Annotated in this window: 15 protein-coding genes; 6 read left to right on the top strand and 9 right to left on the bottom strand. The window is 32.3% G+C overall.

What is annotated here, in order from left to right; genetic code table 11:
- Positions 1 to 15 precede the first annotated feature (15 nt).
- Positions 16 to 672, top strand: a complete 657-nt coding sequence (locus QZZ53_RS08910) for a peptidoglycan-binding protein LysM (protein ID WP_296383730.1) — start codon at positions 16 to 18, stop codon at positions 670 to 672.
- Here the strand turns inward: QZZ53_RS08910 and QZZ53_RS08915 are convergent.
- The 4 genes from QZZ53_RS08915 to dnaA all read right to left on the bottom strand — a co-directional run bounded on the left by QZZ53_RS08915 (position 669) and on the right by dnaA (position 4,760).
- Positions 669 to 1,385, bottom strand: a complete 717-nt coding sequence (locus QZZ53_RS08915) for an SAM-dependent methyltransferase (protein ID WP_296383732.1) — start codon at positions 1,383 to 1,385, stop codon at positions 669 to 671. The genes QZZ53_RS08910 and QZZ53_RS08915 overlap by 4 nt on opposite strands.
- Positions 1,385 to 2,794, bottom strand: a complete 1,410-nt coding sequence (locus tag QZZ53_RS08920; RefSeq protein WP_296383734.1) for a PQQ-dependent sugar dehydrogenase — start codon at positions 2,792 to 2,794, stop codon at positions 1,385 to 1,387. The genes QZZ53_RS08915 and QZZ53_RS08920 overlap by 1 nt, the downstream gene beginning before the upstream one ends.
- Before the next feature lie 72 nt (positions 2,795 to 2,866).
- Entirely contained in the window at positions 2,867 to 3,322 is a 456-nt protein-coding gene (locus QZZ53_RS08925; RefSeq protein WP_296383736.1) for a low molecular weight protein-tyrosine-phosphatase, read from the bottom strand.
- Positions 3,323 to 3,332: 10 nt separating this feature from the next.
- The gene (dnaA, locus tag QZZ53_RS08930) at positions 3,333 to 4,760 is read right to left on the bottom strand and encodes a chromosomal replication initiator protein DnaA (protein WP_296383738.1); all 1,428 of its coding nucleotides are present in this window, start codon (positions 4,758 to 4,760) and stop codon (positions 3,333 to 3,335) included.
- 199 nt (positions 4,761 to 4,959) lie between these two features.
- Between dnaA and QZZ53_RS08935 the strand changes: the two genes are divergently transcribed.
- On the top strand, positions 4,960 to 5,367 hold the full coding sequence (locus QZZ53_RS08935; protein ID WP_296383740.1) for a thioesterase family protein: 408 nt from the start codon (positions 4,960 to 4,962) through the stop codon (positions 5,365 to 5,367).
- Here the strand turns inward: QZZ53_RS08935 and QZZ53_RS08940 are convergent.
- The 5 genes from QZZ53_RS08940 to QZZ53_RS08960 all read right to left on the bottom strand — a co-directional run bounded on the left by QZZ53_RS08940 (position 5,362) and on the right by QZZ53_RS08960 (position 8,962).
- A complete protein-coding gene (locus QZZ53_RS08940) occupies positions 5,362 to 5,970 on the bottom strand; it encodes a YigZ family protein (RefSeq protein ID WP_296383742.1) in 609 nt (202 codons plus the stop codon). The two genes, QZZ53_RS08935 and QZZ53_RS08940, sit on opposite strands and share 6 nt — an antisense overlap.
- Positions 5,970 to 6,821 (bottom strand): EamA family transporter, encoded by an 852-nt coding sequence (locus tag QZZ53_RS08945; protein WP_296383743.1) that lies wholly within the window; start codon positions 6,819 to 6,821, stop codon positions 5,970 to 5,972. Before QZZ53_RS08945 ends, QZZ53_RS08940 begins: the two co-directional genes overlap by 1 nt.
- The gene (locus QZZ53_RS08950; RefSeq protein WP_296383746.1) at positions 6,818 to 7,429 is read right to left on the bottom strand and encodes an HAD-IA family hydrolase; all 612 of its coding nucleotides are present in this window, start codon (positions 7,427 to 7,429) and stop codon (positions 6,818 to 6,820) included. The genes QZZ53_RS08945 and QZZ53_RS08950 overlap by 4 nt, the downstream gene beginning before the upstream one ends.
- A gap of 69 nt (positions 7,430 to 7,498) precedes the next feature.
- Entirely contained in the window at positions 7,499 to 8,503 is a 1,005-nt protein-coding gene (ribD, locus tag QZZ53_RS08955) for a bifunctional diaminohydroxyphosphoribosylaminopyrimidine deaminase/5-amino-6-(5-phosphoribosylamino)uracil reductase RibD (protein ID WP_296383748.1), read from the bottom strand.
- The gene (locus QZZ53_RS08960) at positions 8,504 to 8,962 is read right to left on the bottom strand and encodes an LEA type 2 family protein (protein WP_296383750.1); all 459 of its coding nucleotides are present in this window, start codon (positions 8,960 to 8,962) and stop codon (positions 8,504 to 8,506) included. It abuts the gene before it with no gap.
- 61 nt (positions 8,963 to 9,023) lie between these two features.
- Here QZZ53_RS08960 and QZZ53_RS08965 point away from each other — a divergent pair, with 61 nt between their 5' ends.
- Genes QZZ53_RS08965 through ligA form a run of 4 tightly spaced genes read left to right on the top strand, consistent with a single transcriptional unit; the run spans position 9,024 to position 12,973 of the window.
- Positions 9,024 to 9,515 carry a GNAT family N-acetyltransferase gene (locus tag QZZ53_RS08965; RefSeq protein WP_296383753.1) on the top strand — a complete coding sequence of 164 codons (492 nt, stop codon included), beginning with the start codon at positions 9,024 to 9,026 and terminating at the stop codon, positions 9,513 to 9,515.
- 9 nt (positions 9,516 to 9,524) lie between these two features.
- Positions 9,525 to 10,400: a peptide chain release factor N(5)-glutamine methyltransferase gene (gene prmC, locus QZZ53_RS08970; protein ID WP_296383756.1), complete on the top strand. Its 876-nt coding sequence runs from the start codon at positions 9,525 to 9,527 to the stop codon at positions 10,398 to 10,400.
- Positions 10,397 to 10,978: a TIGR00730 family Rossman fold protein gene (locus tag QZZ53_RS08975; RefSeq protein WP_296383758.1), complete on the top strand. Its 582-nt coding sequence runs from the start codon at positions 10,397 to 10,399 to the stop codon at positions 10,976 to 10,978. The genes prmC and QZZ53_RS08975 overlap by 4 nt, the downstream gene beginning before the upstream one ends.
- Entirely contained in the window at positions 10,979 to 12,973 is a 1,995-nt protein-coding gene (gene ligA, locus QZZ53_RS08980; protein ID WP_296383760.1) for an NAD-dependent DNA ligase LigA, read from the top strand.
- The last annotated feature ends 121 nt before the right edge of the window (positions 12,974 to 13,094 follow it).

The raw sequence follows: 13,094 nt of genomic DNA on the forward strand, positions 1-13,094 counted from the left end.
TAAAAATTGGCTGTTATGAATATAAATAGCGTTAAGAATTTTGTATTACCATTTGCGATTTGTTTACTTATTGCATTAGCATTGTATCCAGATTCATCTCTTAATCCTGAGGCATACTCTACTGAAGGGTTAGAACTCAATTATAATATTTCTGAAGACTTATCATTGGTAGTTCAAGAGCAACCAATTATACATAATATGTTTACTCCTTATTTAGGAAAGTCATTTGAAGGTTTTAAGGAAGCATTAGCATTTAAAGAATCTAGAGGTGATTATTTTACAGTAAATACTTTGGGATATTTAGGGAAATATCAGTTTGGTTCAGAAACTTTAAAAGTTATTGGTATATACAGTCCAAATAAATTTTTATATAATCCAGAATTACAAGAAAAAGCATTTATGGCTAATGCTGAGCGTAACAAATGGGTGCTTAGAAAAGATATTAAACGTTTTGAGGGTAAGCTAATTGGTGGAGTGAAGGTAACAGAATCTGGTATTTTGGCTGCAGCACATTTGGCTGGTCCAGGTAGTGTTAAAAAGTTTTTGCGAAGTTATGGAGGGAACAATTTTGCTGACGCATACGGATCTACTGTAAAACACTATATGAAAAAATTCTCTGGTTACGACACATCTATGGTTGTCCCTGATAAAAAAGCCAAGGCTACGCTTTAATCCTTCTGAATAATAAATATAGCTGGTCTCTTATGTAGATCTTCTTTATTGTGTTTCCAATTTTTTGCGATTTTCGTTTTTATATACTCAGTAGGTAGTGTTAAATCACAAGCAACACAGACTCTAGTGTTAGGCTGTAGAGTATTTGCTAAATCCTCAAGCATCTTCATGTTTCTATATGGAGTTTCAATAAATATTTGGGCTTGATTGTGTTCAGATGATAAACGTTCTAATGTTTTTAATTTAGATTTTCGTTCACTTTTATCAATTGGTAAATACCCATTAAAAGTAAAACTTTGGCCATTCATTCCAGAACCCATTAAGGCTAAAATTATTGAAGAAGGTCCAACAAGTGGTATCACCTGTATATTCATTTGATGCGCTAAACTTACAATGTCTGCACCAGGATCTGCAATGGCAGGACAACCAGCTTCAGATAGTAAACCAACAGAAACCCCTTTTAAACATATGTTTAAATACGTGTTGAGTTCCGCTTCTGTTGTATATTTATTTAATACTTGTAATTTTAATGATGGTTGTGATTTATTAGGTGATACGCGCTTTATAAAACGACGTGCTGATTTTTCGTTTTCAACTATATAATCATCAATCGTCTCAATGATTTTTTTAATTGAAATTGGTAAAACTTCGAGTGGTGGATTATCACCTAAACGTGTTGGTATGAGGTATAGTTTACCTTTGTTGGTGCTCATTAATTTATAACAAGTTTATGAGTACTTTGCTCTCCGTTATCGGTATTTATTTTTAATATATAGATTCCACTTGAAAGCTCAGAAGTATTAATTTTTTGAATCGTTTCAGTATTACGACTCATAGTTTTTACAATCTTACCTTGTATATCATAAATTAATATCTCAGTAGAGAGATCTAAATTATTATTGAAATTAATATTTAATTCATTTTCTGTTGGGTTAGGATATATAGATATCGAATTCAGGTTGTTTTCATCTATTCCTAGTTGATCATTATCTATTAACTTGTAGATACTTCCACCTAAAGAAGATACATAAAGTTCACCATTTATATCTTCACCAAATGCAGCCCAATTTCCTGAAAAAACTTCAAATGTAAAACTCCATGCATCAGTAGTGCTATTATAAACTAAGTTACCGATTTCACCACTACAATAATCTGCGAAAAAATACCAACCTTCAAAATTTGGGTAAGCTGAACCTCTATATCTGTAACCGCCAGTAACAGAGCATTTAAACTCACCATCAAAATGACTGTATTCAGAAACAGGAAAAGTCATTGTGCTCATGCTTGGACAATTTGTGTTGTTGTAGGTAGTGAAATTATTACCTTCATAACATCTCCAACCATAATTTAATCCTCCTGAGCTGCCCGAAGCCCTATTAATTTCTTCAAATTCTCCTTGACCAACATCACCTATCCAAATATCACCATTCAAACGATCAAAAGAAAACTTCCAAGGATTTCTTAAGCCATAAGCCCAAATTTCATCTCTTGCAGTAGAACTACCGACAAAAGGATTATTGGAAGGTATGCTATAGTTTAGAGGAGGTGTTGTTGTGTCAATGTCAATTCTAAGCAGATTGCCCAGTAAATTTGAAGTGTTCTGAGAATTACCTTGTGGATCACCACCAGAACCTCCGTCTCCAGTCGAAATATACAAGTAGCCATCAGGTCCAAATGCTAAATCTCCACCATTATGGTTTGAAAATGGTTGATTAAAATTTAAGATTGGAAATTCTGAATTCGGATCAGCAATAGATGGGTTTGATCCGTTTCTCGAAAATCGAGATACTACAGTATTACCAGAATTGTTTATATAGTTTACGAAAAAGTAACCATTAGTTATATAATCTGGATGAAAAGCTAAACCTAAAAGACCTTGTTCATTACCTGAGCTTCTAACACGACTATCAATGTCTAAAAAAAGAGTACTTTCTATTGTGCCATTTGCGTTAATTATTTTTATAAAGCCATCTTGCTCAACAACAAAAAGTCTATCGTCACCTGCATGCTTAATATTAACTGGTCTATTTAAGCCAGAAACAAATAACTCTAGCCCTAAGTCTTGAGCAAATGAAGACGTTAGACATAAAAGAAAGAGAATAAAAGTAGTTGTTAATTTCATTTCAGGTGTTTTAAAGGGGTTTAGCCACTAATTTACAAAAAAAGGATAAAACAGTAAGTAATCAACTACGCTTTAACCTTTTAAAACATCTACAAGTAAGTTGCAGGTATCATCTATTAGGTTGTAAATATGTTCAAAATCAATAAATTCTCCATAGTAAGGATCAGGTACATTTTTATTTACAATTGAAGTGTTAATTTCTAGGAATAGTTTCACTTTTCCTATATCATTATTATTTCTAGTTAAGTTGATGATATTTGTATAATTGGAGTGATCCATAGCGTAGATATAATCAAAAGCATCAAAATCTGAAACTTTAAATTGTCTTGCGCTTTGAGTACTAATATCTAGATTATGATTTTCGGCAACTTTCACAGAGCGATAATCGGGTTGGTTGCCAATGTGATAGGCTGCTGTACCAGCAGAATCAACATAAAAATTATCTTCGTTAAGTTTAGACTGTAAAATGCCATGAGCCAATGGTGAACGACAAATGTTCCCAAGACACACCATTAAAATGCGAGTCATAATAAAGTGATTAAAGTGCTAGCTTTTTAGATAAATCTTCAACGTATTTTCTGAATTGCTTATCTGTTGAAGATAAATTGTCAACAGTTTTACAAGCATGTAATACAGTTGCATGATCGCGTTGTCCTATTTGCGAACCAATACTGGCAAGAGATGCTTTCGTGTATTTTTTTGCAAAGAACATAGCTAATTGACGTGCTTGTACAATGTGACGTTTACGTGTTTTCGATTGAAGCGTATTGACATCCATCTGGAAGTAATCTGAAACTACTTTTTGTATATAATCAATAGAAACTTCACGTTTTGTATTCTTAACAAACTTCTCTACAATATCCTTAGCTAAGTTTATTGTTATTTCTTTCTTGTTAAAAGAAGATTGAGCAATTAACGAAATAATAGCCCCTTCTAACTCTCTGACGTTTGTTTTAATATGTTTAGCAACATACTCGATAATGTCTTCTGGCATTTCTACACCATCTCTGTAAAGCTTATTCTTTAGAATAGAAACTCTAGTTTCAAAATCTGGTGTTTGTAATTCTGCAGAAAGTCCCCATTTAAAACGAGATAATAAACGTTGTTCAATATCTTGCATATCAACAGGAGCCTTATCACTCGTTAGAATAACTTGTTTTCCATTTTGATGTAAGTGGTTGAAGATGTGAAAGAAAACATCTTGTGTACCTGTTTTACCAGATAAGAACTGAACATCGTCAATAATTAAAACATCTATAATTTGATAGAAGTGAATAAAATCATTTCTATTATTCTTCTTTACAGAATCTATGTATTGTTGTGTGAATTTTTCAGCAGAAATATATAATACTGTTTTTTCAGGATATTTATCTTTAATATCAACACCAATAGCATGCGCTAAATGTGTTTTTCCTAAACCAACACCACCAAAAATTAAAAGCGGATTAAAAGATGTACCACCTGGTTTATTTGCTACTGCAATACCAGCATTTCTAGCTAATCTGTTTGAATCACCTTCTAAGAAATTTTCGAAACTATAACTTGGATTAAGTTGTGATTCAATTTTTACATTTCTAATGCCAGGTATTACAAATGGATTTTTTAATTCTGGACTTTTATTATTAAAAGGAACATCAACATCTTGAGATTTTACTGCAGTTCTATTAGAACTAGGGATTTTCTCTGTAAACGGTTGTTTGTTGCCATAGGTGTTTTCCATCTTAATAACATAAACCAATTTAGCATCTTCACCAAGTTCTTTGGTTAAAGACACTTTTAAGATTTTAACGTAATGTTCTTCTAACCACTCGTAGAAAAATTTACTAGGAACTTGTATGCTTAAAGCATTGCCGGAAAGTTTAACAGCGTCTATAGGTTCAAACCAAGTTTTGTAGGCTTGAGGTTGAATATTATCCTTTATAAAGGCGAGACAATTACTCCATACAGATTGCGCTGTGATCTCCATTCGTTAAGTTAGATTTTTCGTTGTTAGTTAGCTTAGCAAAAAAAAAGAGAATTAGGATTCTCTCATTGTTTTTCAACAGGACAAATATGTGAACAAAATTCTTAATAAAAAAATCTAATAACATTGATTATTTAGAATTTTTTTCTCATGTTTAAATCATGTGAAAATTACGAATTTTTTCCTTAACAAACCCAATTAAATGAATTTTAACGAAACAAAAATAAGAGTTCGCTATGGCGAGACAGACCAGATGGGCGTTGTGTACCATGCAAACTATGCCGTGTACTTTGAAGTCGGTAGAACCGAGTGGTTACGAGAGTTTGGGCTGAGTTACAGTGGCATGGAGGCTGAAGGTATTATGTTGCCTGTAATCTCTCTGTCTATAAATTACAAAAATTCAGCACGTTACGATGATGTGCTTAAAGTAAAAACAACACTCAAAAAGATGCCAACAGCATCCATAGAGTTTGATTACGAATTACGAAATGAATCTGATGTTTTACTGGCAACTGGTAGTACTATTCTTGCATTTTTAGATATGAAACGAAATAGACCGACGCGTTGCCCAAAATATCTTTTAGATAAACTGCGAAATTATTCGTTATAATTCATGTATGCCTACGCCAAAAAATTGAGTAAACAGTTCTAAAATTTTAGAACTGTTGCTTTTTCTTACAGATATTTCTAAAAAACAATTAAGTTCTAACGTCTGATTTGTGATTTCTATTTGATTTTCTTTCAAAATTCGCATCACTTTACTCATGTTTTTATATTCAAATTTGAGCTGAAATATTCTGTTTATAGTTTTTTCGACTATTTCAGCCGATTCTAATGCCAATTGTGCACCAGTTCTATAGGCATTTATTAAGCCTCCAACACCAAGTTTTACTCCTCCATAATAACGAATGACTACAATTAAGATGTTGGTAACATCATAGGATTGAATCTGTCCATAAATAGGCATACCAGCCGAGTTGTTTGGTTCTCCATCGTCATTGGCTCTGTATTTAATCGTTTCCGTACCAATTTGATATGCATAACACAAATGCCTTGCTGAGTAATGTTCTTTTTTTAAGGCTTCAAGATGTGTTTTTACTTGTTCTTCATTAGTTATAGGAAAGACATAACCATAGAATTTACTATTCTTATCTTTAAAGAGTTCACCTTCAGCAGGTTTAGATATGGTTTTATAGGTGTCTTTAGGTTTCATTATGTAAGTGTGACTAAGATAATAGAAACTATGGCAATGAGAATACCAATCCAGTTTTTATTTGAAATTCGCTCCTTAAATAATAGTAAACCTATTAGTGTAGAAATAGCTACAATAACAACACTATTAATTGTGAATACTGATGAACTTTCAAAACCATCAACACGCAATGCTTTTAAAAGAAAATACATAGATCCGTAATTAATAATTCCAAGTGCAATGCCAAAAGGGATACTTTTTACTATAAAAGGATTCTTTTGCTTGATGGATTTATAACTTAAAAGGATTAAGCCTACAACACCAGCAACACCAAAAATTGCGGACAAAAATAATTCCATTTCACCTTCTGGTGCAAAATGATTTGACGATGTATCTATAATACCAGTGCCCAAAAATAATAGTATAGGTAAATAAATAGATTTTGTTATAATGGTATTATCTTTTGATTTTAGAGAAGTTAAATAAACTGCTATTAGTGCTAAAGTAATACCAGTGATTTTTTGAACACCAACACTCTCATGATAAAAAAAGATTCCGAATAAAATAGGGATTATAACACTCATCTTACTAGCTACTGAAGCAACAGAAAGGCCATTGTTCTGAGCAGTAAGAGCCATGACATTAAATACTCCTATAAATAAAAAGCCTAACGCAAATGCCACAATAAACCATTCTGAGTTTAATATTTCTAATGGTTTAATTTGACCATCGTAGAATATAGAACCACAAATACAAGCCACAACATAATTAAGAACTATTACTTGAAGCGTATTAATATCATATTTACTTAGTAGTTTAAATAAAACTAATATTAAGGTTGAAGATGCTATGCTTAGTAATAGGTAAATCAAAAGAGTTCCTTTTTAATTTCGAATAGATAAATCACATCTTCACTGGTTTCATCTATATTCCAGATATTGAAGTCTAATTGTTTTGCAGTATCTGTATTTTCTTTCGTATCATCTATAAATAGACATTCGTTAGCAGCTAAATTATTTTCCTTTAAAACGAATTCAAAAATGTCAGCATTGGGTTTTCTTAAATGCATTTCTTGAGACAAGTAGAATACATCAAAACAATTTTTGAAGTCTTCATAGAACGATACATTCTGTTTAATGAAATCTATATGCATGTCATTAGTATTGCTCAACAGAATCAATTTGAATTCTTTGTTTTGAGCTAAATCTTTAATGAAATCTAATCGATATTCAGGAAAGTCATTAATAATATAGTTCCAAGCATCTATAATACTGGTTTTATTCACATTTGGAAACTTGGATGTATAAAATTCAATAAATTTTGAAGTTGAAATCTTTCCAATTTCATATTGAATGTTAGTCTCAATCATATCATCTTCAAAAGTATCTAAGTCAAAGATGTCTAAAGCGTTTTGCATAGCACCTTGTTTGTCTAAATTGATAAAGACATCTCCAAAATCGAATATTAGTGTTTTAATCATATCTATTTCCCATCAAAGTGGTAACCTCATTCATTTGTCATTCTAAATTTGTTTCAGGATCTAATTTTTTTAATCGTTCTGATAAACTTTCAAAGAATCATTTATAATTTTAGCTTCCGAAATTAACTGTCCTTTTAATTTAGGTGCTTTTGTTCCTTCATTAAATTTTCTAGAACCAATAAAAACTCTTGCTTCATCCCAAAACCCTTCATCTATAAATGTTTGAAGTGTTTTTGCACCACCTTCTATAATGATGGAGTTTATATTCCTATTGTACAATAAATCACAAATCTGAATTGCTATTGGTTGCTCGTAATCAATAACATTGTTCGTTACTCTTATTGTTTCTGCTTCATCATTGAATACATTAAAACTAGAACTTAATTTTGATGTTCTGTCTAATACAACTCTAATGGGATTTTGTCCATTCCAATCTCTAACCGTTAAACTAGGATTGTCTTCTAAAACAGTATTAGTTCCAACTAAAATAGCTTGTTCTTCAGTACGCCATTTATGTACGAGTTGGCGTGAATATGCATTTGTTATCCAAACCGGTTTTTGTTTGTCTCTCGATTTAGGCGCAATAAAACCATCACTAGTCTCAGCCCATTTTAATATAATATAAGGACGCTTTTTATTATGAAACGTAAAAAATCGCTTATGATGTACTTTGCATTCGTCTTCTAAAACACCAACAGTAACTTTGCAGTCAGAAGCTTTGAGTTTAGCAATGCCTTTGCCTGCAACTTCGGGATTATCGTCAATACAACCGATTACTACTTCAGGAATCTTATACTGAGTAATTAAATCACTACAAGGTGGAGTTTTTCCGAAATGGCTACAAGGTTCTAGTGTAACATATAATGTGCTTTTAGACAATATAGTTTTGTCCTTTACTGAATTAATCGCATTTACTTCAGCATGATGATTTCCATAAGCACTAGTAAAACCTTCTCCTATAATTGTATCATTATAGACAATCACAGCACCTACCATAGGATTTGGTCGCGTACTACCCAAACCATTCTTGGCAATTTTTAAACAACGTTTTATGTAGACTTCTTGGTTTGTCAATTAAAGTTTGAGTTTTATTTCTTGAGTCTCGTCAATTGTGTAAGTAGAAGAATAGCCTAAAACCTTGTATTTAATATCTCCTTTGTATTGCACTTTTAAACGTTGCGAAATTAAACTACCTAATAAGCCACCGAGACTTTTTTTGTCTATAATACTATCAGTTGCTACTGCAACAATAAGAGGAATTTTAAAATTTTCTTTAGAAGGAACGTTAAATTCATCTGAAACTACCGTCGCAACTTCAATATCGTTAACGTAAACTTTTAAATCGTCCGTTTTTAAAGTACCACCTACATCATTAGGATTAATAAATAATGCATCTGCACTTAATGTAATTGATTGGACTGTAGAGTTAACCACTTTAATGTTTTCAAGTCCAACAAACTTTGGTTGTTCTGTTACAGTACAGTTGAAAACTAGTGTAAAAAATAACGAAATGAATAAAATTCTTTTAAGCATAAAATGGGAATTATCTCTATCTTCATACCGAAATAAATTCAGTATTAAAATCATAAATTAAGTGCGTAAAGATACTATTGTTATTCGAGAAATTGAACTAGAAGACAATCCTAAAATTGCAAAAGCGATTCGTTCTGTTTTAATAGAAATGGGTGTGCCTAAAGTTGGTACTGCTTATGAAGATGAAGCTTTAGATTGTATGACAGAAACTTATGATAAACCTCAGAATGCCTACTTTGTAGTAGTAGATGGAAATGAGATAATAGGAGGAGCCGGAATTTCACCTTTAGACGATTACGAAGGCAATGTCTGCGAGTTACAGAAGATGTACTTTATGCCAGAGGCAAGAGGAAAAGGCTTAGGTAGCAAAATGATGGCAAAGTGTTTAGATTTCGCAAAACAAGCTGGTTTTGATAAGTGTTACTTAGAAACTATGGCTTATATGGATGATGCTAGAAAGTTATATAAAAAGGTAGGTTTTGAATTTTTAGACCAACCAATGGGAAATACAGGACACTATTCGTGTAAAGTTTGGATGCTTAAAGATTTGTAGAGTGTTTATATGTTATTAAAAGATCTTCAAAATATATTTCATACAGAGCTAGATGCTATTTACGGAAAAGTAGAAGTGAATAGTTTCTTTTTTCTATGCATTGAGCATTATTTTAATATGCCAAGAATTCAATTGGCATTAGAACCAGAATTTGCGATTACAAAATCTGAAACAGACACTCTTTTTAAAGTGCTAAAAGATCTAAGGCAACAAAAACCTATACAATATATATTGGGTGAAACAGAATTCTATGGCTTAACTTTTAAAGTGAATGAAAATGTTCTTATTCCACGACCAGAAACAGAAGAATTAGTTGATTTAATAATACGTTCTGTCACTTCGAGCGAAGTCGAGAAGTCTTTAAAAATTTTAGATATAGGAACAGGTTCTGGCTGTATAGCGATTTCTCTAGCCAAACATCTTCCGAATGCAACAGTCTATGCATTAGATGTAAGTAAAGAAGCTTTAAAAATTGCTAAGCAAAATGCAGAGATCAATAGTGTTGAAATCACTTTCATTGAAGGAGATATTCTGAAACAGAATTGTCATTCCGCACTTGATGCAGAGTCTAATTTTGATATAGTTGTGTCTAATCCACCTTATGTGAGAGAACTCGAAAAAGAAGAAATAAAACCCAACGTTTTAAATAATGAACCGCATCTCGCATTATTTGTAGACAATCATAATCCACTACAATTTTACAAAGCTATTACTGATTTTGCTGTTAATAATTTGAAGCAAAATGCTGAACTATATTTTGAAATTAACCAGTATCTTGGTAAGGAAACAAAACAGTTATTAGTTGAAGCTAATTTTAAAAACGTAGATTTAATTAAAGATCTTAATGGTAATGATAGAATGCTAAAAGGAAGAAAAAATAAATGAAAAGTATATCAGTATTTTGTGGAAGTAGTTTAGGTAATGATGAAGGAATTATTTCTGAAGCGTATACGTTAGGACAAACCTTAGCAAATCGAAATATAACTTTGGTTTATGGTGCTGCTAAAATTGGTGTTATGGGTAAAGTTGCACAAGGCACGATTGAAAGTGGAGGTGAGGTTATAGGTATCATCCCTGTGTTTTTAAAAACTAAAGAAATTGTACATACAGAGCTTACCGAATTAATCGTTACTGACAATATGCATGATCGAAAAGTGATTATGTACGAAAAAAGTGATGGTTTTATTATCATTCCTGGAGGCTTTGGCACTATGGATGAGTTTTTTGAAATCACAACTTGGGGACAATTAGGTTTGCATACTAAACCGATTGGGATTTTAAATACCAATGGTTATTACGATGCTTTAATAGCACAATGTAAAATGATGGTTGAGCGTGGTTTTTTAAAACAAGAAAATTTAAACGCTGTTGTTGTAGATGCTACTATTGATGGCTTATTAGAGCAAATGAATAATTATAAACCATTGCCAGCACCAAAATGGCTGAATAAAGAAGGGTTGTAAATGAGTGTAGAACAAAAAATAAACCAATTAAGAGACGAACTACGTCAACACAACTACAATTACTACATTCTAGATAATGCCAGTATTAGTGATTACGAGTTTGATATAAAACTAAAGGAACTTCAGGCTTTAGAAGATGCAAATCCAGATTTTTTTGATGCAAATTCACCAACACAACGTGTAGGAGGAGCAATTACCAAGAATTTTAAAACTACAGTTCATGATTTTAGAATGTATTCTTTAGATAATTCCTATTCTAAAGAAGATTTATTGGACTGGGAAACCAGAATCAAAAAAATGGTAGATGGAGACGTACAATATACTTGCGAATTAAAGTATGATGGTGCATCTATGAATCTTACTTACGAAAAAGGTAAGTTGGTTAGAGCAGTTACAAGAGGTGACGGAGTGCAAGGAGATGAAGTCACAGCAAACATAAAAACCATAAATACGGTTCCATTGCAATTAAAAGGAGATTTTCCAGAGCGTTTTGATATAAGAGGAGAAATCATCTTACCAATTAAAGGGTTTCTTAAAATGAATGAAGAACGCATTGCTAATGACGATGAACCTTATAGAAACCCAAGAAATACAGCTTCAGGAAGTTTAAAATTGCAGGATAGTGCTGAGGTTGCAAAACGACCATTAGAATGTTTGTTATATAGTATAAAAGGAAATAATCTAAATATTTCAACACAGTTTGAAGGTTTAGATAAAGCCAGAGCTTGGGGATTTAAGGTACCTAAAGAAGCTAAATTGGTAAATTCTATTGACGATGTTTTGGATTATGTGGAGTATTGGGATACGCATCGTCACAACCTTCCTTATGAAATTGATGGAGTGGTAGTGAAGGTAAATAGTTTATTTCAGCAAGATGAATTAGGTTTTACAGCTAAAGCTCCGCGTTGGGCAATGGCTTATAAATTTAAGGCAGAACAGGTTTCAACTCGACTTAATGAAATTACGTATCAAGTTGGTCGTACTGGTGCTATAACTCCTGTGGCAAATTTAAAGCCTGTAGAATTAGCAGGTACTACTGTGAAACGTGCATCGTTACATAATGCAGATCAGATTGAGAAGTTGGATATTAGAGAAGGTGATGAGGTCTTTGTTGAAAAGGGTGGGGAGATTATACCAAAGATTATTGCTGTAGATTTAACCAAGAGACCAGGAAATTCTAGACCAACTATATATATTGAAAATTGTCCAGAATGTGAAACACAGCTAGAGCGTTTAGAAGGCGAGGCTAAACATTATTGTCCTAATTATAATGGTTGTCCTCCGCAAGTAGTTGGCAGAATTCAGCATTATATATCTAGAAAAGCTATGGATATTGAAGGCTTAGGAGGTGAAACTGTTGCGCTTTTAGTGAAAGGAGGCTTAATCACAAATTATTCTGATTTATATGAGTTAACTGTTGAGCAGGTTATACCGCTTGAACGAATGGCAGAAAAAAGTGCTGAAAACTTAATTAATGGAGTAGAGGCCTCTAAGCAAATCCCTTTTGAGCGTGTTTTGTTTGCTCTAGGTATTCGCTATGTTGGTGAAACTGTAGCAAAGAAACTAGCAAAACACTATAAGTCTATTGATGCATTAATGTTTGCTTCAATTTTAGATTTGGTAACTGTTGATGAAATAGGTGAACGTATTGCAGAAAGTGTTGTTGAGTTTTTCTCTTTTGAAGAGAACAGAAAGATTGTTGAGCGTTTAAAGACATTTGGTGTTCAATTAGAAATCTCTGCGGAGAAATTGGCGAGCCAAACTGATAAGCTAAAAGGTAAGTCCATTGTGGTTTCTGGAGTATTTGTAAGTATATCTCGAAATGAGCTTAAAAAACTCATAGAAGATAATGGCGGAAAAGTGTCTTCATCTATCTCATCTAAAACAAGTTATGTGGTTGCAGGAGACAAAATGGGGCCAAGTAAACGTACAAAAGCAGAAAATTTAAATATTACCATCCTCTCGGAACAGGCGTTTTTAGAGCTATTGAAATAAATTCTCACAAAAAAACACGTATTTTATCGATAAAAAGCATTTTTTTATCGTTTAATTGTAATATAATTTTATATTTGTTTCATTAATAAGGGATTAATTAATGTTACTAAACAAAATCTTA

The sequence above is a fragment of the Winogradskyella sp. genome (genome assembly GCF_016744625.1).
In the GTDB taxonomy this organism is placed as follows: domain Bacteria; phylum Bacteroidota; class Bacteroidia; order Flavobacteriales; family Flavobacteriaceae; genus Winogradskyella.